Origin of the sequence: Bacteroides sp. Marseille-P3684, assembly GCF_900291465.1 — a bacterium.
Lineage (GTDB): Bacteria > Bacteroidota > Bacteroidia > Bacteroidales > Bacteroidaceae > Phocaeicola_A.
Genome location: NZ_LT985808.1, coordinates 2,036,818 through 2,060,828 on the forward strand (window position 1 = coordinate 2,036,818; position 24,011 = coordinate 2,060,828).

The following is a 24,011-nucleotide window of genomic DNA, read 5'->3' on the forward strand; positions in this document are numbered from 1 at the left end:
CTGTCATCTGCGGCTTCCGGCAGGCTTTCGGGCTCGTCTGTGTACGTCAGAGACTTGATACATGTGGGGGACAGGTGGACCAAAGTATTATACTTAGGTAGGCTAAGTATCATACTTAGGCACCCTAAGTATAATACTTTGGTCTGTCTATCCCGTACCTTCATGCGATACGGGCTGGGGATGTGTGTGATGGGAACGAGGGCTTAGTGTCCGTTGAAGAAGATGTAGAGGGCAATCATGACTACAATCAGGGCCGCCCACAGGAATACGACCGACTTGGCAGGCTTGCCCAGCTTGCCATAGTCCAGCTTGTTGCCTTCGGGTTTCTTGTCGAGCAGGCTGATGATGGTCATGCCCACACAGATGGCGACAAACAGGTCAAACGACAGCATCATGAAGTGAGGCCAGATGCCGGGATACTCTTCCGCCGGGAACACCCACAGGTAGAGGATGCCCACCAGGATGCTGAAGGCTGTTCCGAAGGTCAGCGCAAAGTTGGCGGCACGGGTGGTGGCACGCTTCCAGAAGACGCCGAAGAGGAACACGGCGGACATCGGGGGAGCGATGAAGCCGAGGACCGACTGGAAGATGTTGAACAGGTCCAGTCCCTTGATGCTGTCAATCGCCACACAGATGATGATGGAGATGATGGAGCCGGCGACCGTCACCATACGTCCCACACTGATAATCTCCCGGGTAGAGGCATTCGGACGGTACTTCTTCAGGTAGATGTCGATGGTGAACACCGTGCTCAGGGCATTCAGTGCCGAGCCGACCGTGCTGACCAGGGCAGCCGTCAGTACGGCCATCACCAGTCCGACCATGCCGATGGGGAAGAGGTTGGTGACCATGGTCATGTAGGCTTCGTCCGGGTTCTGGAGGGTGGGGAACAGGGCGAAGCAGATGATGCCGGGGATGATGTAGAGGGGTACGTCGAGAATCTTCAGCCAGCCCGTCAGGTTGGCACCCAGCTGGCCCTGCTTGAGGCTCTTGGCAGCCAGCACCGGCTGGACCATCGACTGGTCCGTACACCAGAACCACACGCCCATGACCGGATAGCCCAGGAGGATGGGCAGCCACGGGAAGGCGGGGTCATCGTTGGGGCGGAACAGGTTCCAGTAGTCCGCAGGGACGGCGGCGGCAAGCCCTTCGGGACCGCCGACTTTCACCAGTCCGACGCCCGTCAGGATGGCGGAGACAACGATGAGCAGCACCATCTGGAACACGTTGGTATACGCCACCGCCTTCAGACCTCCGGCAATGGTGAAGAATGCCGAGATGAGCAGCAGTATCAGGGCGGACTGCCACATGGGGATTTCGAATATCTGACGGATGAGGATGCCGCCGGCAAAGAGCGTCAGGGCAAGCCATGAGATGAGGATGGTCACGATGGTGTACCATGCCAGGATGTTGCGGGTGGACTGACCGAAGCGGCGTCCCATGAATTCCGGGAGGGTGGTCACCTTGGCTCCCAGGTAGCGGGGAGCGAACACGAAGGCAAGCAGGCAGATGAACACGAAGGCATACCAGGCGTAGTTGCCCGAGACGACACCGGTCGTGAAGCCTGCGCTGGCTGAAGCTATCAGCATCGAAGGGCCGACATTGGTGCCCCACATGGAGAAGCCGATGTGATGCCAGCTCAGGGAGTGGTCCGCCATGAACAGGCTGCTGTCCTTCTTACGCTTCATGCTTGCCCAGATGCCGATGGCCATCAGGATGACGAAGTAGGCAGCCAGGATGACCCAGTCGAGGGGCTCGAGAAATCTTGCACTCATAATGTTTGTATCAGATAAAAGGTTAGTAATTCAGTGTTCGCATGCCCGGCTCCTCCGTTGGCAGGAGAAGCCGGGCGGATGCGAAACTTGAGTCAGTAAATCAAAAGTTCAAAAAGTGATGTGGGGGTGCCGCGTCAGGCTACACCCAGCAGCCGTTTGGCAACGGTGACGGCGGAGTTGGCATTGTCGCTGTAGCCGTCGGCGCCAATCTCGTCGGCAAAGGCCTGGTTGACGGGAGCGCCGCCCACCATGATTTTCACCTGGTCGCGGATGCCGGCTGCGCTCACCGCATCGATGACGTCCTTCATGTAGGTCATGGTCGTGGTCAGCAGGGCGCTCATGCAGAGGATGTCGGCATGCTGGTCTTTCACGGCTTGCACAAACTTCTCGGCAGGCACGTCGATGCCGATGTTGATGACCTCGAAGCCGCTGCCTTCCAGCATCGATGCCACGAGGTTCTTGCCGATGTCGTGCAGGTCGCCTTTGACCGTACCGATGACCACACGTCCGATGGTGGTCGAGGCACTGCCCTGAAGGAGGGGCTTCAGCAGCTCCAGGGCACCCTTCATGGCGCGTCCAGCCATCAGCAGCTGGGGCACGAATGCCTTGCCGTCCTGGAAGCGTTGTCCCACTTCGCCCATCGCCTTGATCATGTAGTTGTTGATGATGTCCTGCGGGGGCACTCCCTTCTCGATGGCTTTCCGGGTCACCTCGACAGCCGGTTCCAGCTTGCCGCCGACAATGGCGTCGAACAGCGGCTTCAGCTCTTCATCCTCTTCCCGGGGAGTCTGTACACGGACGGCTTCGCTGTCGGCAGGCTTCTCCTGTTCGGCTGACGGAGCCTGTGCCTCTGTCGGGGTCGAGGACGACTTGCCGCGATACTCCTCGACGATGCGCAGTGCCTGTTCCACCTCCCGTTCGTTGTGGAAGTCCATTTCGAGGTGTACGCCGTCGGCACCGATGTTGTCGAGCAGCGGTTTCAGTTCGTCCAGGGTCACCCAGCTTGCCAGGATGCTCTTGCCGGCGGCGAGGATACGCTTGTAGAGGTCATACCACTTGGGCGACCCGCCTTGCGGCTCACCCACGCCCGGCGTCCACTGGATGGCGTTCAGTTTCTCGATTTCGAGCAGGGCGGGCAGGTGGCGCATGGCGCCTACGCCGTCGAGATGGTAGAGTGTGTAGTCAATCTTCTGGCATTGCTGGCGGATGAAGGGCTGTACGAAACGCCGGTAGTCCGCCTCGCTGATCATCGTGGAGATGTCGCTCTGCAGCTTGGTCATGCGTCCCGGTGCCCACGCCGAGAAGTAGCAGAACGCCATTTCGTCTCCTTCGCGGATGATGTCATACAGCTCGTCGTACACCTGGAAGTAGATGTCATTGATTTGCTGCATCTGGTGTTCCAGTACCTCGGGCTGCATGGCTGTGTCGAGCAGCACCTTGTCGGTGCCCTTGAGGGCGGCCAGCACATCGAGTCCCTCCATCAGGTCGGGCATGCCGACGTAGTAATGTCCCTGTGCCTTCTTCTTGCAGGCACGCAGCAGGTCCTTGTGCAGCTGCCAGGCGGCATTGTTTTCCGGGTCGAACGTGATGTCGTCGGTGAAGTGGGGGTTCGGATGAATCCAGATGGTGTCTTCCCCTCCTTCAAACACGCCTCCCAGGATGGCGGCGAGGGAGCCGGGGCCCAGTTGGGTATTTGCTACGGGCAGGATGTCTGCCAGGAGCGAGCTGTGGGCGACATACCAGTCGAGGTATGCGGCGCGCCACTCCGGGTCGAACCATTTCTGGTTTAAGTCCTTGGGCGGTTCGGGAGCCGGGACGTCGGCGTGCGGGGTCACTCCTTCCTGGAAGTGCTCCCACATGTTCAACACGATGCCTTTGTGGTTCCACCAGTCCATGTAGTGCTGCTTGGTTTCAGCCATATTCTTTTTCCAAGTTTCCATAATACTCTGCCTTTTTTGAATGTTTATCGAATGGTTTTAAAAATGCCTTTGAATCCGGTGTCGATGACAAGTCCGGTCGTTTTGGTAAGATTCATTTCGTCGGTGCATTCCACATCTTCGGGATAGATGGGGATGACGGCGCCCTCGCGTACGAAGACGGGCATCTCCTCCAGCGGGACCTTGACGCCGTAGAGCCACCGGCCGCCCCGGAGCCTTTCACCGGTGAAGAAGTTCACCCAGTCGCCTTCGGGCAGGTAGATGTCCCGGCAGTCGTCGCTGTTCATGACCGGAGCCACCAGGAAGTCGTCGCCGAAGTAATATTCGTCGTCGATGTGCCAGCAGACGCGGTCTTCCGGATGCTCGAATACCAGCGCACGCAGCACAGCATAGCCGGTCTCCGTGGCTTTGCGGCTCTGCTCCACGAGGTAGGGCAGCAGGCGGTAACGCAGTTTCCACCATTGCTTGACGAGCGGTGCGATGGCGGGATAGTGCCACGGCTCGCGCTTGTTGGTTCCGTGATAGCGCATGTGGGAAGAGAACACGCCGAACTGTGTCCAGCGCATGTAGACCTTGTCGTCCACGATGGAGTTCATGAAGTTGGGGAGGGTGTGGAAGCCGGGCACATCGTGGCTCCAGAAGGCGAAGCCCGACAGACCGAAGTGCAGGCCGCCTTTCAGCGAACCTGCCATGCCGTCCCAGGAGCTGCATGAGTCGCCGCCCCAGTGCAGCGGGTAGCGTTGGCATCCCGCCCATGCGGCACGTGCCCACACGATTCCGTCGCTCGTCACCTCCTTGGTCACCTCGTAGGCTGCCTTCTGGTAGAGCAGGGCATAGAGGTTGTTGAGCAGTTCGGGCGGCATGCCTTTGTAGCGGGCATCCATGTGTATGTTTTCACCGAAGTCGGTTTTGATGCACGTCACGCCCATCTCAAGCAGGTTCCTCAGCAGACCCTTGTACCAGTTGGTGGCTGCCGGATAAGTGAAGTCGATGGTCCCGGCATAATCGAGGGCGGAGAAGTTGGAGCCTTCAGAGGCTTGCTGCCTGGTCAGGGGAGCGATGTAGTCGTTGCGGCGGGCTTCGTCGATTTGCTCGGCGTCTTCCGCTACATACGGGAGTTGCCACAGCGAAACCCGGTAGCCCTGCTCTTTCAGGCGATGGATGAACGCCTTGGGGTCGGGGAAACGTTCCTCATTGAATTTCCATTCACACAGCCAGTCGGTGCGGAACCATCCCGTGTCGAGGTGGATGACGTCGCACGGATAATGCTCGGCACGCATCCGGCGGCAAATCTCTTCCACTTCGTCCGCGCTGAAGTAGGTCATGCGGCTCATCCAGATGCCGAAGCTCCAGAGGGGAGGCATGGAGGGATAGCCCGTCAGGTCGCGGTAGCCGCGCAGGATTTCTTCGACGCTGTCTCCCGCGATGAGGAAGACGTCGAGCAGCGCCTGGTCGCTCAGGAATTCCACCGAACGGGTCGAGACGTCAGCCAGCGAGAGCTTGCTGTGGGCACACGTGTGGTAGAAGGTGCCGTAGAGGCGGCTGGAGAGATAGAAGGGGATGTTCTTGTAGGTACGCCGGTTGTTCACGCCTTGTCCGTCCTGGTTCTTCAGGAAGAAGGTGTGTCCGCTCAGGTCCATCTTGGTGAAGCGTTCGCCCGTCCCGGCAAAGCACTCGTCTGCCTTGCATTCGAACGAGAGAGTGGCGCGCTCCTTGTGTCCTTCGCGGACGCAGTAGGCGAGGGGCAGTCCGTCGTAGCGGGGAGGGGAGAAGTGGTCGTAGGCTGCCAGACGGATTTCGCGTTTCCCGTCAGGATAGACCGTGAGGTCGAGTGTCTCCTGCGGGGCGGAGCAGGTCGCTCCAGGGGTCGAGCACGGGTTCCTTGACGTTGATGCGTGCCCGGCAGACCCCGTCGGAAGAACGGATGACCCATTCCCCCTCTCCGGCTTCCACCTGCAAGGGGAGCTTCTGCACGCGGTTGCTGAACTGGAGCATCTCCGAACGGTCGGTCAGCTCATGCTCGCCGAAACCGCAGAACAGCCGGAGGACCTTGTTGCTGTACTGGCGGAGAATCAAGGTGTATGTTTCGCGGGCGACAGCCGTGTCGGCTGCCATGTCGTTCGACAGCATCTGTTTCTGGAAAGGCACGTCCACGCAGACGTCGCCGTCCTTCTCGTAGACGGCAGTCGGCTTGCAGGCTTTCCACAGCGATTCGTCTCTTGACAGGTCAAGGTCGAAGTCCATGAAGTCGAACAGGTGATAGTTGGTTGGTTTCATAAATGTAGGGTTGTTTGCTGATACGGTTGTTAGCGGGTTGTTGCCGGGGTTCCGGCGGCGGTCCTGCGTCCGGCTTTCATCCTGATGCCTTCATCCACCGACGGACCGTTGGTCTTCCAGACGTTGTGCGGACCGGGCTGGTTGGAGTCGAAGCGTTCCTCGGGGCACCAGTTGTCCGCAACGGTGTATCCGTCGGTCGCCTCGTCGAAGTAGATGTAGAAGGCGCGGTCGTTGGTGGCGTACGGCGCATCGGTCAGGTGCTCGATGCGGTTGCCGCACATCCGCGAGCCGGGCTGGTAGGACAACGTGTAGAGTCCGCCGGCATCATACAGCCTGCGGGCGAAGTGGTGCACGTAGTTGTTCTCGACGAGGTTGTTCTTCATGCCGCTTTCACGCAGGGTCCATCCCCAGCCGACGCAGATGCCGGAGTAGTTGACGTGGGACACCTCGTTGTGGGCAATGACCACGTCGCTCACATAGCCGGCACCGATGCCCACGCAGCCCCAGTCTTCGTTGGTCACTTCGGTGATGAGATTGTCGATCACGGTGAGGTGGGAGCAGAGCTCGTCGGCATTGACCGGCTTGAACGGGACGTGTGTCTCGAAGCCTCCGTCGGGAAACGCTCCCATGAGCAGGGCTGTCCCGCCGATGTCCGTGAACAGGCTTTGGCTGACGGACGAGTGGTGGACCGCCCATTCATAATCCAGTCCCGTCGCTCCCAGGTGACGGAAGGTGCACCGTTCGAACCGGATGTCGTGGGCACCGCGTACCCGGATGGCAGCTTCGGGGCGTGCCACCCACGCCTGGTTTTCCAGCGAAGCCTTTTCCGGCAGTCCCGGGACAGCCAGCTTGTAGGCATCCAGCAGACGGAGTCCGCCCTGGAGGGTGACGTGCCCTTCCCGTGAAGGACGGTTCCAGGCGGTATGTTCGAAGCGGATGTTTTCAAACGTCAGGTGATGCACCGGGCGCTCCAGCGAACCGTCCACCCGCATCAGGGATTCCAGGGCGGGTGCGATGGCTGCGACGCGGGTCATGTCTTCCCCCGGACGGGGATAATAGTAGATTTTTCCGGACGGATAAGCCTGGAACCATTCGCCGGGCTCGTCGAGCAGCGCGAGGTCGTTCACCAGGCAGAAGGAGGAGTTCCCCTTCTCTCCGCCGATGACCGGCTGCGGCCACGGATGGGCAAACTCCAGCCGACTCTCGGGATTATGGAAGCGCACGATGGTCGAATCGCCCTGCACATCCAGGCTGCGGACGCGCAGGATGGCGATTGCCCAACGTTGATGGACGATCATCTCCAGTTGGTCTGCCGCGGAGGGGTCCGGCAGGTCGGGCGTCGGGATGGTGATGGTCTCGCGGACGGGATCGAAAGCGTACATGCGCTCCATCACTCCGTCGGCGAACTGCGACGCACGCTGTGCCTTCCGTCCGTTGACCCAGAACTGGCGGAACTCCAGGTGACGGTTGCCCACGACGGGCGCGTCGGCTACCCACACCTTGCCACGGACAGCCTGGGGCAGACGGACGGCTTCACCGGCAGCTACCGGACGCCAGCCTTCCACCCGCACGCCGCCGCTGATGACGGCGTCCCCCTCGCCACGCACGATGGTCGGGCTGTCGGCCGTTCCGCTGTCTTCGGGACGGATGAACAGGGGTTCGGACTGAGGATAGACACCCTCGGCAAGGTGGATGCAGATGCCGCCCTCCGCTTCGGGCATGCGCAGACGGCGCCATTCGCGTGCCTGCTTCACGGCTTGTGCCACGGTACGCAGTGGAGCTTCGCGCGTCCCCGAATGGTTGTCATTGCCGGCGGGAGATACCCAGATGTCGCCTGCCTGTGCCACGGAGCTGCATGACAGGCACAATGCCAGCATGTAGAAAAATCTTTTCATGATAGGAATGTTGTGTTTTCGAGACTTCATAGTCTTAGATGGCGACAAACTTACACAATTCTTCCGTAATAAACGAATAAATTGTACAAATCTCTGCAATCGCCTTTCGCCTTGACGGCTTTGGTTCACGGATGGATGTCCCGTGCGTTTGTAGATAATTATTTATTGCTTAGTTTTGCATCTGTTTTTTCTAAACACACAACTCGACTATGAAGAAAGGAATCATCGTGGGATGCGCCCTTTGTCTGGGAGCACTCTCATCAAACGCCGGGAATGTCGACGTGAAGACATTCCGGTATGCAGGACCCTACGTGGTGCAGACGCCCTTCATGACCGATTCTGCGAACGTGGACGGGAAGCTCTTCCACGAGGAGGACCTCCTGCAGAGTACCTTGTCGCTCGACGCCTTGCGCTCGGGCAAATCGCTCGAAGGCGGCGTGTTGCCTCACACCGCAGGCTATGCCCTGCACCTCGCCGGCTTCACGGTGGACAACACCCGCTTTGCCAAGGGACGCCTCACCGTGCGGGGCGTCAAGCACTACACCGTCTATATCGACGGCAAGGAGCACAAGGGGGAGGAGGTGAGCCTCGAACCTGCCACCCACCGCATCGTCATCAAGTGCCTCACGCAGCCCAATACCGACGACACGCTCTCGGTCTCCCTGGAGAGCGCGCAGGAGGACATCTTCCGGCTCAACGAAACCGGGAAGCGCGCCTACACGCTGGCGGACGTGCTCAACGGCACACGGTTCAGCGGCATCAGCCTGTCGCCTGACGGACGCTACCTCATCACCGCCTACACCACGACGCACGACGACACCTCGAAGAGCCGTCTGTTCCGTGTGACGGAGACTGCCACCGGAAAGACCGTCGCCGAGACCGACCGCAACATCAGCTGGATGCCCAAGGGCAGCCGTTACTATTATATAAGGAAGAACGTCAGCGGGAACGACCTCGTGACCGTCGACGCCCGCGACCTGAGTGAAACGGTGCTCGCCTCCGGCATTCCGGACGGAGCGTTCGAGGTTGCGCCCTCCGAGGACTATCTGCTCTATACACTGACCGACGAGGGACCGAAGGAGCCGGAAGACATCCGTCGCATCCTGGAACCCGACGACCGGCAGCCGGGATGGCGCAACCGCAGCTACCTCGCCCGCTACGACCTGCAGAGCGGACTCCTGCAACGCCTGACCTACGGCTACCGCAGTGCCTACTTCAGCGGCTTCTCTGCTGACGGCAGGGAGATTGTCTTCTCCGTCGGCAGGCAGCGCATCACCCAGAGGCCCTTCAACCTGACGTCGGTCTACCGCATGGACGTGCAGACCCTCCGGGTGGACACGTTGCTCGCCGACGAAGGCTTCCTCTCCGGCTGCATCCTTTCACCGGACGGCAAGCAGTTGCTCGTCACCGGCTCGGGCGACGCGTTCGGAGGCATCGGACTGAACATCCGCGAAGGGCAGAAGTCCAGCTACTACGACAACCAGCTTTTCCTCTACGACCTTGCCTCGCGGAAGGTACGGACACTGACTCGGGACTTCGACCCCAGCGTGTCAACGACCTTCTGGAACAAGGCGGACGGGCGCGTCTACTTTACGGCGAACGACCGGGACTGCGTGAGCCTCTACCGCATGCAGTTGCCCGGCGGACGCATCGACAAGCTTGCCGCGGGCGAGGAAGTGGTGAAGCGTTTCTGCCTGGCAGCGGAAGCACCCCTGATGGCGTATTATGGCGAGAGCGCCTGCAACGGAGGACGTCTCTACACCTTTGACCTGAAGGGCAGCAAGCCCGTCCTGCGCGAAGACCTGGGCAGCCGGCTCACCGACGGCGTCCGCCTGGGCGAATGTCATGCCTGGAACTTCCGCAACTCCCGCGGGGACAGCATCTGCGGACGCTTCTACCTCCCGCCCGGCTTTGATGCCAGCAAGAAGTATCCCCTCATCGTCAACTACTACGGCGGATGCACACCCATCGACCGCTCCTTCGAAAGCCGCTATCCGCTCCATGCGTATGCCGCCTTGGGCTACGTGGTCTACGTCGTAGAGCCCAGCGGAGCGATTGGCTTCGGTCAGGAATTCTCCGCACGCCATGTCAATGCGTGGGGCGATTACACCGCCGACGACATCATCGAGGGCACGCGCCGCTTCTGCGAGACGCACCCCTTTGTCGACGCGAAGAAGGTCGGCTGCATCGGCGCTTCCTACGGCGGCTTCATGACCCAGTATCTCCAGACCAAGACAGACCTCTTTGCCGCAGCGGTCTCCCACGCCGGCATCAGCAACGTCACCAGCTACTGGGGCGAAGGCTACTGGGGATACTCCTACAGCGAGGCGGCGTCGGCTGACAGTTATCCCTGGAACAACGAGGAGTTGTACACCGGACACAGTCCGCTTTTCCATGCCGACAGGATACACACCCCGCTGCTCTTCCTGCACGGGACGGCGGACACCAACGTCCCCATCGGCGAGAGCATCCAGATGTTCACCGCCCTCAAGCTGCTCGGACGGGAGACCGCGTTTGTCACCATCGACGGCGAGAACCACCTCATCACCGATTACCGCAAGCGCATCCTCTGGCAGAACACCATCTTCGCCTGGTTCGCGAAGTACCTGCAGGACGATTCCACCTGGTGGGACACGCTTTATCCCGAACGGAAGATGTGAGCCCCGCCTGCTTGTCAACTTGTTCCCTCCCTAAACTTTATAACTCAATGAACGAATATCCCAAAGTCCTGGCAATTGCCGGCAGCGAGCCCATGGGCAGCGCCGGTGTCCAGGCAGACATCAAGGCAATCTCTGCCTGCGGAAGCTATGCCGCCGGTGCACTGACCTGCATCGTCAACGAGGACACCACCCGTGTCAAGGAAGTCTATCCTCTGCCTGTCGCGCTTGTCATCGGGCAGGTGCGCTCGTTTCTCGACGATGTACGCGCCACCGCCATCAAGACCGGCATGCTCTTTACCGAAGAACTCGTACGCGAACTTGGCAGCACCCTGCGTGACTACCGCGGCATCCCGCTCGTGGTTGACCCCGTCATGGTCGACTCCGGCGGCACCCCGCTCATCCGTCGCGAGGCAATCGATGCCTACAAGGACAGCCTTTTCCCCCTTGCGACGATTATCACCCCGAACTTCCGCGAGGCAAACCTCCTGCTGGACCACACGTTCGATGCCGCTTCACCCGAAGCCGACATCCGCGCACTCTGCCGCTGGGGCAATGCCGCCATCGTGAAGTCCGTCCCCCATCCCGAGGGGCTCATGGACGTGTTCTACTCCGAGGCGACCGGCATGCGCACCTTCGTCAAGGAGAAGGTCGACACGCGCAACGTCAATGGTACCGGCTGCTCCTTCTCTTCGTCCATCGCTGCCTTCCTGTCGCAGAAATACACCCTGGAGGACGCCGTGACACTCGCCGAAGACTACATCGACGGCGCTATCCACCGCGGCGCCACGTACCGGTTCGGGACCGGCTTCGGACCCGTCGCCCATTTCTACCGCCTCTGGCGCAAGGGCGACAAACGCTGACCCTCCGTCCCTGCAAACAGCACGCGGGTGGCGCGCTTCCCGTTCCTTTTCTCCGGAACAGGGAAGACGCGCCACCCGCGTTGTCGTTTTGCTTTGTCTGCCGGGCGCACGGGGCGCTCACGGCGTTGGGTCCGCTCAGCGGAGGTAGATGTTGTACTTCTTCTCCTCGCCGATGGTCGAGGCGGGTCCGTGTCCCGAGTAGATGCGTGTCTCGTCGGGCAGGGGAAGCAACTTCCGCCGGATGCCGTCCAGCAGCAGCTCCTCGCCTCCGCCGCCCAGGTCCGTCCGTCCGATGCTGAAACGGAACAGCACGTCGCCCGTGAACAGGACATGCTCCTCGGCACAGTAGAAGCACAGCGACCCCAGGGAATGTCCCGGCACGTGGAAGATGGTGAATGCATGGTTTCCGAACTTCACCACATCCCCCTCGTCAAGGTATCCCTTCAGCGGGACGGGCGGTTCGCACTCCATGATGCCGAACGAGCGGATGCGGTCCGTCAGCTGGTCCAGCCAGGGCTGGTCTGCCCGGTGCGCCTCGGCGCCGATGCCGTAGGTTTCCCAGATAAAGCGGTTCCCGAACACATGGTCGAAGTGCAGGTGCGTGTCAATCAGTCGCACGATGCGCAGCCCGTTCGCCTGGATGAAGCGCTTGAACTCCTCCTTCTCCGAGTCGTAATAACAGCCGCAATCGATGACGACGGCTTCCTTCGTTTCGTCCCACACCACATACGTGTTCTCCGGGAGCATATTGAATTCAAAAGTCTTGATGTTTAACATGAGCCTGTGTGTTTTAAGTCGGTAATTGCTTGATGAGGCACGTCGGCGGTCAGCCGGAGCACCGTCAACGGTCGATGGACACGAACACCACCTTCTTCGTCTGGAAATACTCCTCCTCGAACCAGGTGCTCAGGTCGCACTGCTCCATGCGGTTCTTGAAGGGCATGACCTCGTGCTGCAGCTCGCCGCCCTTGAGGCAGATGAGCCCGTTGGGATAGGCGTTCCGCTGCTCGCGGGCAATGTTCTTCGTGACAATCTTCACCAGGTCGGCAAGGGGCATCACGGCACGGCTGACCACGAAGTCGAACAGCTCGCGTTCCTCCTCCGCACGGCAGTGGCGCAGGGTCACGTTCTCCAGGTGGATGGCGGACGCCACTTCCGTGGCTACCCGAATCTTCTTCCCGATGCTGTCCACCAGGTGGAAGTGGCATTCGGGGAAAAGGATGGCGAGCGGGATTCCGGGGAAGCCGCCGCCCGTCCCCAGGTCCATGATACGGGTGCCGGGACGGAAATGAATCATTTTGGCAATGGCGAGTGAGTGGAGCACGTGGTGCTCGTACAGGTTGCCGATGTCCTTGCGCGAGATGACGTTGATTTTCGCGTTCCAGTCGGTGTAGAGGTCATAGAGCGCCCCGAACTGCTCCTTCTGGCGGTCGGTGAGCTGGGGAAAATATTTCAAGATGATGTCCATGATTGTTTGAGTTGGCAAGTTTTATGGGTGACAAGGTTTACAGCCGGACGGAGTCGGTCACTTCTTCTCCAGGTCCTTCACGGCTTCGTAGGGAATCGTCAGTTCGGTCGGTCCTGCGGCGTAGGGGGCAATCTCGTAGGCATTGTAGTAGAAGCGGATGCCCTCGGGGGCGAGCAGGAAGTTCTTCGACGGATACATCTCGGTCCACGTCAGGAAGCCGTTCTCATGCAGTTCGTCGAGCGTCTTCACGCCGAGCTTCTCCTCCAGTGCCGTGAGCAGGATGTGCGTCAGGGACTCCTGGTAACCCGGTGCGAACACGTCGTCGAGCGTGAGGAGCTGCCCCGTGGAGGGCACGAAGTTCATGTAGCTGATGGTGTGGCTGCCGTGTGCGCCGCCTTCGTAGCAGATGAGTTCCAGCTGATAGCCCTGCAGGCTGTCGCGTGCCGGGACGAAGCTGCCCCTGAGCTCATATTCGTAGTTGTACCATCCGCCGACCTCTCCCTTGCGCTTCTCTTTCTCATAGAAAGGCTCCAGCTCCTTGTGGTAGCGGGCGATGTAGCTGTTGGCGAACGAGTCGGCAGCGGCAGGGAGAGTGACTCCCGTATAGTCGAACGCAGCGTGGGCGACTGCCTCGTTGATGAGGCGGTTGATGCTGTCGTCCGGAGTGGCGTACGCCAGGTTGATGCGCAAGTCGCAGGCAGGTGAGAGGCTGTCGCCCTGGATGAGGCGTTCAGTGGTGTTGATGACAATCGAATCCACACCCCTTTCGACGGGGGCGACCCGGTGCTGGCATCCGGCGAAGAATAGTCCCATGCCTGCACCTATCATACATACAGCAAACAAGTTCTTTTTCATAACTTCATAGAATTTTTTTGGTGTCAGGTGCAAAAGTAGCGATAATCTTTGGATTCCCGGGAGTCCTTGTCCCTTGCGGGCATTGTTTCTTGTCTATTTTCTTTCCCTTTGGGTTTCGCGGACGCCGTTTTTCCGTTTTCCCCGTGTCGTTTGGGGCTGTTTTCAGCGGAAGTCAGGTTCAGCGGGAACGGCGCGGCGTTACATACAGTGTATATTTCGTGTTGCGGATGTGTTTGGAATTACATACAGTGTATATTTCATGTCGCGGATGTGTTTGGCATTACATACAGTGTATATTTCATGTCGCGGACGTGTTTGGCGTTACATACAGTGTATATTTCGTGTTGCGGACGTGTTTGATATTACATACAGTGTATATTTTGTATTGCGGACGTGTTTGACATTACATACAGTGTATATTTCATCTCGTCGGTCGGTTTGAAGGAAAAAACGGACGTCAGCGTCCGGAAAACGAGGTGGGAGGAAGCATCGAATGCCGTTTGAAGGGGGTTCGAAGGCTGTTTGAAGCGATTGTGCGTGTGCGGGGGCACTTTTCGACGGACGGAAGACCGTTGTCGGGGCTTTTTGCTTACATTCGTGCTTTCGAAGGGAAGGATAGGAAACCTGACCTGTTGTTTCACCTAAAAAAGTATGGAAGGAATGAAAGAGATTAAGGCTATCAGCCTGGAACGGATGAACAACGGTGCGCATTACCTCTACATGAGCACCATGCTGTCGCGTGCCGAGAGTCACGGGAAGCTCCCGGTCAAGGCGGCGGAGCCATTGGCTGCCCTGCGGACGGCTGTCGAGGAGGAGGACCGGTGTCTGGCTGTTTCGCGGAAGAGTCTGCTGACGGATGACATCCGGAAGGCGGACCACGAGCGCGACGTGCTCTTCGGTGCGTACCGGAATGCCGTCCGCAGTTACCTCAGCCTGCCGGAGGAGAAGTTGTCGCAGGCGGCAAAGGTGCTGGACCAGCATCTGACGGATTATCGGATTGACCCGCGGGAGCAGCTGGACAAGGAGACGGGTCTGCTGGTGAATTTTCTTGCCGACCTGGAGACCCGCTATGCCGGGCAGGTCGCCACGCTGTCGCTGTCGCCCTTTGTCACGGGGCTGAAGGAGGTCAACGAGCGTCTGCGTCGGCTGACCAAGGACCGCACGTATGAGCGGATGACGCTGGAGCCGGGGGCGCTCGCCCGGGCGCGTAAGGCGTCGGATGCGGCATACCGCCTGCTGGTGAGGTGGGTCAACGCGCTCGCCCTGCTGGACAACGAGGCGGATTACGCGGAATTCATCGACTATGTGAACACGGAGGTGGTGCACTACAAGCGCGAGGTGCTCGGGCAGCGGGCAAAGGCGCCGTCGGCGTCGGCTGAACAACCGGACGGGCGGACGGAGGCGGGGGAAACGCCGGCTCACCCGTCGGCTGAACAAGATAATACGGACGTGGATGACGGCATCTGACGTCCGCTGAACAAAAGGCGGAGTCGGACAGACGGCAGACAGGCGGACCATCCGGAGGGGAGGATGCCGAGGGGCATCTCCTGCGGGCGGTCCGCCTGTCTGCCGTCATGTGTGTCTGTGAGTGGAGGGAACGGCGGGCGGTCAGAAGTCCCACGACAGTTTCTTCCGGCGTGCCTTCCGGCGCTTCTTCGCCTTCTTCTTCTGTTTGTCGGACGGGACGGTGTCGGTGCGCAGACTGTCGGCGGCGGGGCGGCGGAGGGTGCGGTGGAAGAGTTCCTTCCAGTGACCGAAGTCCCGCTTGAAGAGCAGGCCGATGCCCTGTGTCGTGAGGGTGGTCTTGGCGAAGTAGCGGTCGTTGGTCTGGTTGTAGCCCTTCAGGCGGATGTCGCCGGAGGGGGTGAGGAGCCACTGGACGTCGAAGTCGCCCACGAAGTTGGTGTTGGCGAGCTGATTGTCGCGGTAGCCGAAGTTGCCGTTGATGAGGAGGCGGTTGTTCAGGAGGCGTCCGGAGAGCATGCCCTCGACTTCCATGTCCGTCCAGCCCTTGTCGCCCGTGCTGAGGTTGGTGCCGAAGTTCCACTGGCTGCTGTTGATGATGTGGGAGAGCATGTTGTTGAGCTGTCCCGACAGGGTCGACGAGAGGAGGGAGTTCATGGCGGACGACTGGGTGCCGTTGTCGACGTTGGCGTTGGAGTAGTCGTAGGTGTAGAAGCGGCCGATGCCCAGGAGGTAGATGATTTGCATCTCCATCTGCTCGTCGGTGCTGATGTAGCTCTTCACCAGTTCGCGTTCTTCCTCGCTGACGTTGGGCAGCTCGAGGTCGAAGTGCAGGTTGGGCGTGGCGAGCTTGCCGGTGAGGTTGAGCAGGCAGTTGACCTTGGCGGTGTTCTGCGTGAAGGCGGCGTTGGGCGCAAGGTCTTTCAGGGACGCCGAGTTGACGGTGTAGACGGCCTGCAGGTTGATGTCGCCGTTCTCGGGTCGTCCGCTGAAGGTGATGCTGCCGCCGGGCTGGAGGAGGAAGTCCTTGCGGATGACTTCCTGGAGGCTGAGCTTGTAAAGCCCGTGGTCGAGGGTGTAGGTGCCGTAGAGCTTGAACTCGCCCTTGTTGTAGTAGCTTGCCTGGAAGTTGCCGCTGCCCTGCGCGCTGGCGTAGTCGCCCGACAGGGGGTCCATGATGACCTTGATGGTGGCGTCGGGGGTGACGTCCAGCTGGGCGTTGATGTGGATGTCGGACGTGCCTTCGTCCTCCTCTTCGTCGGTCTCTTCGGACACGGGGTGGCGGAAGGGGTCGGGGATGGAGTCGTTCTCCCACTTGGCGTGGGGAGTCTTGTCGACGAAGGTGATGAACTCGTTGCTGGCTATTTCTTCGGGCGTCCCGAGGTTGTAGACGAAGGTGGTGTTCTTGCCGGTGCGCAGGTTGGTGTTCACGTTCAGGCTGCTGTCGTCGCCCTGCAGGGTGGTGATGCCGGTGCCGTAGATGCTGCCGTAGATGAGGGCATCCTCGCTCTCGGGTGCGTTGTAGAGCAGCATGTTGTCGGTGTCGAAGGTGAAGCGGTAGCGCAGGTTGCGCAGGTGGTCGTGCGCGAGGGTGCCTTCCACCTGTCCGGTGTGTCCGTCCTTGTCGGTCATGCGTGCCTGACGGAATTCGATGGAGCCGGGGAGCAGACTGACGGAGTCGAGCTGCAGGTCGTAGGCGGCGTTGAGTACACCGACGTCGACGCGGGCGTTGCCGGAGGCTTTGCCTTCGAGATTCAGGTTGGCGAAGGGTCCGTGCAGGCGTATGTCGCCCGTGACGCGTCCCGACAGGTGGCGGAACACGCTCGCGGTGTACATGTTGAGGAACTCCAGGTTGGTGCTGTCGGCGGTGATGTGGAGGTCCAGCCCCGCCTTGGGTGGGGAGACCCAACCCTGCACCGTGGTGCGGGCACGACGGGAGGCGTCGCGGATGTCGGCGTCGAGATGGATGTCGCCCTCCTCGGCGTTCCACAGTCCGCGAATCTTCATGTCGCCCATGTAGCCGTGGTTGAAGGTGAAGTCGCGGATGCGGAGGTCGGCGTCGAGCGCGGGGCTCTTCATTGCCTGCGTCACGACCGCCTTTCCGCTGGCGAACCCGCGGAAGTCGACGGGATGGAACTGGATGATGTCGAAGATGTACTCCAGGCGGATGTCATTGAGGTCGACACGGACGGCGTCGTGCTCGTTTTCGGTCAGCTTGCCGTCGATGTGGATGTGCTGCGGCCCGTGTTCAAAGCGGAAGTCGTTGACGACGACCCGTCCGGAGTCGATGTCGATGACCGACGGGCGGAGTGTCCAGGTGGTGTCGTTGATGATGATGTCCGAGGGGAGAATCTCGATGCGTGCGCTCGGGTTGTCGTGCTTCGTGTCCCGCTGACGGAAGCGTGTCACGGTGGCGAACTCGCCGCTGTAGGTGCGTTCGGTATTGTTGCCCCAGTGGAAGAAGGTCTTGAGTTCGTTGTCGCGTGCCTCGGCTTTCAGCGAGAGGTTCAGCATGGAGTTGCCCTGCATCTGCTGCGTGAGCCGCACCAATGCCTGCAGCCGGTCCTGCGGATTGTCGATGAGCACCATGCCCGACTCGTAACGCTTGCCCTTGTAGCTGAAGGCAGGGAAATAGCCTTCGACTTTCACCTGGTTGTTGCGTTCGTGGAAGTATCCCTTGATGGTGGCGGGCATGCGGACGTCGAGCGGGACGCGGAACATCTTCTCCAGCATCTCGGTGTCCGTCAGGCGGAGTGAGAAGCTCAGGCGGTTGTTGCCGGGCTTCGTGTCGGTGTTCTTGCGGATGAACAGGGGCAGGTAGTTGCCGAGCATCCGTGTGAAGCCCCGCGGCAGGTCGGCGAAGGTGAAGTGTCCGTGTCCCTCGCCGTTGAGGAAGTCGGAGTCGATGTGAATCTCCCGTTCCTTCTGCTCATTGGGGTAGGAGCTGACGGTGAAGTGGTGCAGGACGTAGTTGCCTTCCGGTGAACGGAAGTGCAGGCTGTCGACGTGTATGTTTCCCGTGAAGTTGTCGAAAGTGTTTCCTGTGAAGTTCGTACGGATGCGTGCGGAGAGTTCGCAGCCGGGATACTTGTCCGTCAGCCCCAGGCGGTCCGGCCGCAGGTGGTCGAGGGAGGCGAGGAGGTTGAACTCGGGGATGGATTTCGTCGGGTTGAAGTCCCCGCTGACGGCGAGGCTCCCGTCGGCATCCTCCAGGTTGAGGAAGCCCCGGTAGTAGCCTTCGCGGTAGTTCACGTTGAGGTGGATGTCGCCGTAGCTGTGTCCCTTGTATTCCACGAGGGGCAGGTGTCCCGTCACGTTCAGTGTCGGGTAGCTGCTGCCGGTCTGCTGTCCCTTGACCTCGACGTTCAGCGAGACGCGCCCCAGGTCCGGTTGGGCAAGGAGGCTTCCGAGTTGGAATCCCTCGGTGAGGAGTTGTCCGTGGAAGGTCTTCTGCTGTCCGTCCAGTCCCAGGTGCAGGTTGGTGTCCAGTTCGCCTGCCGCGCTCCGGATGAGTCCCTGGAGCTGCAAATCCTTGAGCATGCCCCGTGCGCTGCCTTGGAAGGAGAGATAGCCCAGCCTCGTGAGCAGCGGATGGATGGTCTCCATGCCCAGGTTCTGCGTCAGGAAGCGGAAGCCGGTGCTGGTGACGTTCAGTTCCGGCAAGGTGCAGTCGAAGAACCGGCGCGACGGTTCGAACGGGTTGCGCACGCGGCAATGCAGGCGCAGGCGGACGTCGTTGTTGTCGGAACGTATCTGCAGGTGGCTGAGGGTGACCTCCTTCTCATTGCCCTGTATGCCTGCCTGCACCCACAGCGGGTCGTTGAAGGACGCGAGGGCGGGCACGAAGCATTGCAGGTCGCTCAGCGTGACGGACGAGCGTCCGATGCCGCCCCTGACGCGCATCGTCTTCCACGGCTCCCGGGCGCCGGAGTCGTAGGCAGCCTCCAGCGTGTCGAGCCGCAGGAGCGTGCCCGGCATCTGCAAGGCGAAGCGCGAGAGCGTCAGGTGACGCGGATTGGCGACCAGCTTGCAGGCAAGGTTCTCCAGCGTGAGCCCGGAGTGTTCCCGGAAGCTGAGGTGGCGTATGGTGGTGTTGATGGAGTCGTTGCGGAGCGCCTTGAGCGAGATGTTCGCCCGGAGGTCTTCGAGAGCGAGGTGCCGGGCGTTGAACCGTCCGGGAGTCTCCTCTGCAGACGCCAGGTTGTAGGTGATGCGTCCGTGGCGGATGAGCAAGGCGTTGATGCGGAGGCTCAGGTCGCTCCCCGACGAAGGTTCGTCGGACGAGAAGGCGTCGATGAGGAACTGGTAGTTGGGGGCGGCGGCAGAGTCGCGCCTGGCAAGGTTGAGGTGCATGTTGTGCAGCTGCACGTTGTTGATGACGATGTCTCCCTGCAGCAAGGCGCGCAAGTCGAACTTGGCAGAGACGCGGTCCGCCTTCAGGAGGACGTTCCCCTCGCGGTCTTCGATGCTGACATTGTCGATGATGGCGCGGTTGACCAGCCCGACGTCGACGTTGCCCACAAAGACCTCCGTCTGCAGGAGTTTGCTCAATTCTTTTGATACCCATACGGACAAATGCTGCTGGACATAGGGGATGTTCAGCAGGAGTATCAGGGCTGCATACAGGCAGAGTATGCCGGTGATGCAGATGCGCGCGATGTTGCTAAGCCGTTTGATAAGTCGTCTGTCTTTTTCGTTTGAGGAGCAAAAATACGAATTCTCGCGTCTTGCCGCGGAAAAAGAGCGTAAAAGATTGTTGCAGGCTCAAGATTCTTTTTTAAGTTTGCGACAAATATCTTTTAAAATTCTTTCAATCTATGAAGAAATCTATCCTTTCAGTCTGCTTAATGACCCTGGCATGGGGCGGATTGCAGGCACAGCAGCAGGGAGGCATCTCTGAAGACATGTTGCGCGAAATCAGAAAAGCGTACAAAGGTACGGCAGCCGACAAGGCTTTGCTGAACGCCATTACAGCCAATGACATCCGTGTGTTGGCGTTGAATCATGAAAATGCAGCGGACTTTGACACGTATTTCAGTGACAAGGTCCTGTCGCGCGGCATCACCGACCAGAAATCATCGGGCCGCTGCTGGCTGTTCACGGGATTGAACGTGATGCGTGCCAAAATGATTGCCAAGTATGACCTCCCTTCGTTGGAATTCTCGCAGAGCTACGGTTTCTTCTGGGATCAGCTGGAGAAGTCGAACCTTTTCCTGCAGGGCATCATCGATACGGCAGACCGTCCGATGGACGACCGCATGGTGGAGCATCTCTTCAAGAATCCGTTGAGCGACGGCGGACAGTTCACCGGTGTCATGGATATCGTGATGAAATACGGTGTCGTGCCCAAGGGAGTAATGCCGGAGACCTTCAGCAGCGAGAACACGGCACAGATGGCAAACTTCATCAAGCTGAAGCTGCGTGAGTTCGGTCTGCAGTTGCGCGACCAGGCTGCCAAAGGCGCCAAAGCCAAGCAATTGGAACAGAGCAAGACGGAGATGCTGGGAACCATCTACCGCATGTTGGTACTCACGCTGGGCGAGCCTGTCACCGAGTTCCAGTGGGTGATGCGCGACGCCGACGGCAAGCCGCGCGGTGAGATGAAGACCTATACACCGCAATCCTTCTTCAAGGAATTCATCAACGAAGACTATGTGAACGACTACATCATGGTGATGAACGACCCGTCACGTCCCTATTGGAAGGTGTATGAAATCGACTACGACCGGCATGCCTACGACGGCCACAACTGGTTGTACGTCAATCTGCCGATGGATGAAATCAAGCCGATGGCGATTGCCTCCATCAAGGACAGCACGATGATGTACTTCTCCTGCGATGTGGGCAAGTTCCTCAACCAGAAACGCGGCTTGCTCGACCTGCGCAACTACGATTACGATTCGCTCTTCGGCACTACGTTCGGCATGGACAAGAAGCAACGCATCCAGACCTTCGCCAGCGGTTCGACGCATGCCATGACCCTGATGGCGGTAGACCTGGACGCCAATGGCAAGCCCAAGAAATGGATGGTGGAGAACAGCTGGGGACAGGTGGGATACAAGGGCCATCTCATCATGACCGACCAATGGTTTGATGAATACATGTTCCGCCTGGCTGTCAACAAGAAGTATGTTCCTGCCAAGGTGCTGGAATTGCTTGAGAAGGAGAAACCCGTCCGTCTGCCCGCCTGGGATCCGATGTTTGCGGATGAAGAATAAGTGACGATTTCAGCCTACGGGAAACGTCCTGTTGCATCATAACAAAGGTGGCATCTTCTTTGCGGAGGGTGCCACCTTTGTCTTAGCAGGTATTCTTATAAAAGTTCAATCAGTGCGTCCACATCTTCTTCGCGGGTCGCCCAGCTCGTAGCGAACCGGACAGCGGAGTGCGATTCGTCGATGACCGCCCACGTCTCGAAGGTCGCATGGCGGTGCAGTTCCTCCTTCTGCCGGTTGTTGAGAATCACGAACTGCTGGTTGGTCGGCGAATCCATGAAGAAACGGTAGTGCCTGTCAGCAAATCCCTTTTTGAGCTTCTCTGCCATGTCGTTGGCGTGCCGGGCGATGCGGAAATACAGCCCGTCGGTGAACAGCGTGTCGAACTGGATGCCCAGCAGACGTCCCTTTGCCAGGAGGGCACCGTGCTGCTTGATGATGGGGAAGAAGTGAGTCAGCAGCCGGGGATTGGTCACGACGACCGCTTCGCCGAACAACGCTCCGACTTTCGTTCCACCGATGTAGAAGACATCGCTCCAGCGTGCAATATCTTCCAGCGTGACATCTGCCGGTATGGCCGTCAGTCCATAGCCCATCCGCGCCCCGTCGATGAAGAGCGGGATGTGGTGGCGGTGGCATGTTTCGCTGAGCGCCTCCAGTTCCTTCCGGCTGTAGAGCGTGCCATATTCAGTCGGGAAGGAAATGTACAGCATCCCCGGAGCCACCATGTGCTCGTAGGTCGCATCCTGGTAAAACGACGTGATGTAGCGATCCACATCCTCAGCCTGGACCTTCCCGTCGGTCTGTGGCAAGGTCAGGACCTTGTGCCCGCTGGCTTCGATGGCTCCGGACTCGTGCACGTTGATGTGTCCAGTCTCGGCAGCCAGTACGCCTTCATACGTGCGGAGCAGTCCGTCGATGACCGTGGCGTTGGTCTGTGTGCCCCCTACCAGGAAATGTACGGCAGCCTCGGGACAGTTGCAGACTTGCCGGATTTTCTCTTTGGCACGTTGTGTGTAGATGTCGCAGCCATAACCGGGTGTCTGTTCCAGGTTTGTCTGCAGGAGACGTTCCAGGATGAGCGGATGCGCTCCCTCCATGTAGTCGCAGTCGAAATGTAGCATGTTGAGTCAGGTGTAAAGATAAAAGCACGAACCCGTAAGTTCCCCGGATTCGTGCTTTGTATGAATTTATTGGTATGAATCAGTCGATCATGTCGAAGCCGCAATACGGAACGAGTGCCTTCGGGATGCGGATGCCCTCGGGTGTCTGGTTGTTCTCCAGCAATGCAGCCACGATGCGCGGCAATGCCAGTGCAGAGCCGTTGAGGGTGTGGCAGAGTTCCGTCTTCTTTTCCGCCGTACGGTAACGGCACTTCAGGCGGTTTGCCTGATAGGTGTCGAAGTTGGATACGGAGCTGACTTCCAGCCAACGTTGCTGAGCTTCCGAATAAACCTCGAAGTCATAGCAGATGGCAGAGGTGAAGCTCATGTCTCCTCCGCACAGACGAAGGATGCGATAGGGGAGTTCCAGTTTCTTCAGCAGCCCTTCCACGTGGTCCAGCATTTCCTGGTGTGACTGACGGGAATGCTCCGGCTTGTCGATGCGCACCAGTTCCACCTTGGAGAATTCATGCAGGCGGTTCAGTCCGCGTACTTCCTTTCCATAGGAGCCGGCTTCCCGACGGAAACACTCCGTGTATGCGCAATTCTTGATCGGGAGGTCCTTCTCATCGAGGATGACATCGCGGTAGATATTCGTGACAGGCACTTCAGCCGTCGGGATGAGGTAGAGGTCATCGACTTCACAATGATACATCTGTCCCTCCTTGTCAGGCAACTGTCCCGTGCCGTATCCCGATGCGGCGTTCACGACCGTCGGCGGCATGATTTCCGTATAGCCTGCCTCGCGTGCCTCATCCAGGAAGAAGTTGATCAGCGCACGTTGCAGCCGTGCCCCTTTCCCTTTGTATACGGGGAATCCGGCGCCGGTAATCTTTACGCCCAAGTCAAAGTCGATGATGTCGTATTTCCTGGCAAGCTCCCAGTGAGGCAGTGCGTTCTTGGGCAGTTCTGTCTCCATGCCGCCCATCTTGACCACGACGTTGTCTTCCGCAGTCTTGCCCTCAGGCACTTCGTCGTAAGGGATGTTGGGAATTGTGTAGAGCAGAGCCTGCATTTCGTTGGCAGCCCCTTCCTTGGCTTCCTCCAGGCTTTTGTTGGCTTCTTTGATTTCAGCCACGCGTGCTTTTGCCGCTTCGGCTTCCTCTTTCTTTCCGCTCTTGATCAGTGCGCCGATTGTCTTGGAAGTAGTATTGATTTCGGCAAGGTTGTTGTCGAGTAGTGCTTGTGAGGCTTTTCGTTTATCGTTTAGTTCTATTACTTTAGCGATGACTTCTTTTGCATGTTCGAAATGTTTCTTTTCCAGTCCACGGATGACTTTCTCCGTGTCGTCTGTAATTTGTTTGATGGTAAGCATATCTGTATGTCTTGTTAAATTCCTGAATGGTATGTAGAATCGCTTGCAAAGATAGAGATTCCTTTGTATAAAATACAAAAAAGGCTCACGGATTTTCCATGAGCCTTTCTATGTCTTCAGTATGAGG

At 59.1% G+C, this 24,011-nt stretch carries 13 protein-coding genes and 1 pseudogene; 4 read left to right on the forward strand and 10 right to left on the reverse strand.

The window, feature by feature from the left end; translation table 11 throughout:
* Positions 1 to 203 precede the first annotated feature (203 nt).
* The 4 genes and pseudogenes from C8275_RS07905 to C8275_RS07920 form a co-directional block, all read right to left on the reverse strand.
* Positions 204 to 1,775 carry a sodium:solute symporter gene (locus C8275_RS07905; protein ID WP_106484734.1) on the reverse strand — a complete coding sequence of 524 codons (1,572 nt, stop codon included), beginning with the start codon at positions 1,773 to 1,775 and terminating at the stop codon, positions 204 to 206.
* Positions 1,776 to 1,909: 134 nt separating this feature from the next.
* A complete protein-coding gene (locus C8275_RS07910; protein ID WP_106484735.1) occupies positions 1,910 to 3,715 on the reverse strand; it encodes a corrinoid protein in 1,806 nt (601 codons plus the stop codon).
* 23 nt (positions 3,716 to 3,738) lie between these two features.
* Positions 3,739 to 5,989: pseudogene (locus C8275_RS07915) on the reverse strand (alpha-xylosidase).
* Positions 5,990 to 6,018: 29 nt separating this feature from the next.
* Complete coding sequence (locus tag C8275_RS07920) at positions 6,019 to 7,884, reverse strand: right-handed parallel beta-helix repeat-containing protein (RefSeq protein ID WP_106484736.1); 1,866 nt, start codon at positions 7,882 to 7,884, stop codon at positions 6,019 to 6,021.
* 209 nt (positions 7,885 to 8,093) lie between these two features.
* Here C8275_RS07920 and C8275_RS07925 point away from each other — a divergent pair, with 209 nt between their 5' ends.
* Together C8275_RS07925 and thiD are read left to right on the forward strand one after the other, a co-directional pair.
* Complete coding sequence (locus C8275_RS07925) at positions 8,094 to 10,544, forward strand: prolyl oligopeptidase family serine peptidase (protein ID WP_106484737.1); 2,451 nt, start codon at positions 8,094 to 8,096, stop codon at positions 10,542 to 10,544.
* 47 nt (positions 10,545 to 10,591) lie between these two features.
* Entirely contained in the window at positions 10,592 to 11,404 is an 813-nt protein-coding gene (gene thiD / locus C8275_RS07930; RefSeq protein WP_106484738.1) for a bifunctional hydroxymethylpyrimidine kinase/phosphomethylpyrimidine kinase, read from the forward strand.
* 135 nt (positions 11,405 to 11,539) lie between these two features.
* Here thiD and C8275_RS07935 read toward each other — a convergent pair whose 3' ends face one another.
* The 3 genes from C8275_RS07935 to C8275_RS07945 all read right to left on the reverse strand — a co-directional run bounded on the left by C8275_RS07935 (position 11,540) and on the right by C8275_RS07945 (position 13,727).
* On the reverse strand, positions 11,540 to 12,181 hold the full coding sequence (locus C8275_RS07935) for an MBL fold metallo-hydrolase (protein ID WP_106484739.1): 642 nt from the start codon (positions 12,179 to 12,181) through the stop codon (positions 11,540 to 11,542).
* A 64-nt stretch (positions 12,182 to 12,245) separates the two neighbouring features.
* Positions 12,246 to 12,872 carry a 16S rRNA (guanine(527)-N(7))-methyltransferase RsmG gene (gene rsmG, locus C8275_RS07940; protein WP_106484740.1) on the reverse strand — a complete coding sequence of 209 codons (627 nt, stop codon included), beginning with the start codon at positions 12,870 to 12,872 and terminating at the stop codon, positions 12,246 to 12,248.
* 57 nt (positions 12,873 to 12,929) lie between these two features.
* On the reverse strand, positions 12,930 to 13,727 hold the full coding sequence (locus C8275_RS07945) for an RsiV family protein (protein WP_106484741.1): 798 nt from the start codon (positions 13,725 to 13,727) through the stop codon (positions 12,930 to 12,932).
* Between the two features lie 651 nt (positions 13,728 to 14,378).
* On the opposite strand from C8275_RS07945, the gene C8275_RS07950 reads away from it, so the two are divergent.
* Entirely contained in the window at positions 14,379 to 15,194 is an 816-nt protein-coding gene (locus tag C8275_RS07950; RefSeq protein WP_106484742.1) for a DUF6261 family protein, read from the forward strand.
* A gap of 141 nt (positions 15,195 to 15,335) precedes the next feature.
* On the opposite strand, the gene C8275_RS07955 is transcribed toward C8275_RS07950, so the two are convergent.
* Positions 15,336 to 19,742: a translocation/assembly module TamB domain-containing protein gene (locus C8275_RS07955; protein ID WP_106484743.1), complete on the reverse strand. Its 4,407-nt coding sequence runs from the start codon at positions 19,740 to 19,742 to the stop codon at positions 15,336 to 15,338.
* A 266-nt stretch (positions 19,743 to 20,008) separates the two neighbouring features.
* Here C8275_RS07955 and C8275_RS07960 point away from each other — a divergent pair, with 266 nt between their 5' ends.
* Positions 20,009 to 21,409 (forward strand): C1 family peptidase, encoded by a 1,401-nt coding sequence (locus tag C8275_RS07960; RefSeq protein WP_106484744.1) that lies wholly within the window; start codon positions 20,009 to 20,011, stop codon positions 21,407 to 21,409.
* A 95-nt stretch (positions 21,410 to 21,504) separates the two neighbouring features.
* Here the strand turns inward: C8275_RS07960 and C8275_RS07965 are convergent, their stop codons facing one another.
* A complete protein-coding gene (locus tag C8275_RS07965; RefSeq protein ID WP_106484745.1) occupies positions 21,505 to 22,530 on the reverse strand; it encodes a low specificity L-threonine aldolase in 1,026 nt (341 codons plus the stop codon).
* A gap of 79 nt (positions 22,531 to 22,609) precedes the next feature.
* The gene (gene serS / locus C8275_RS07970; RefSeq protein WP_022386097.1) at positions 22,610 to 23,884 is read right to left on the reverse strand and encodes a serine--tRNA ligase; all 1,275 of its coding nucleotides are present in this window, start codon (positions 23,882 to 23,884) and stop codon (positions 22,610 to 22,612) included.
* Positions 23,885 to 24,011: the final 127 nt, after the last annotated feature.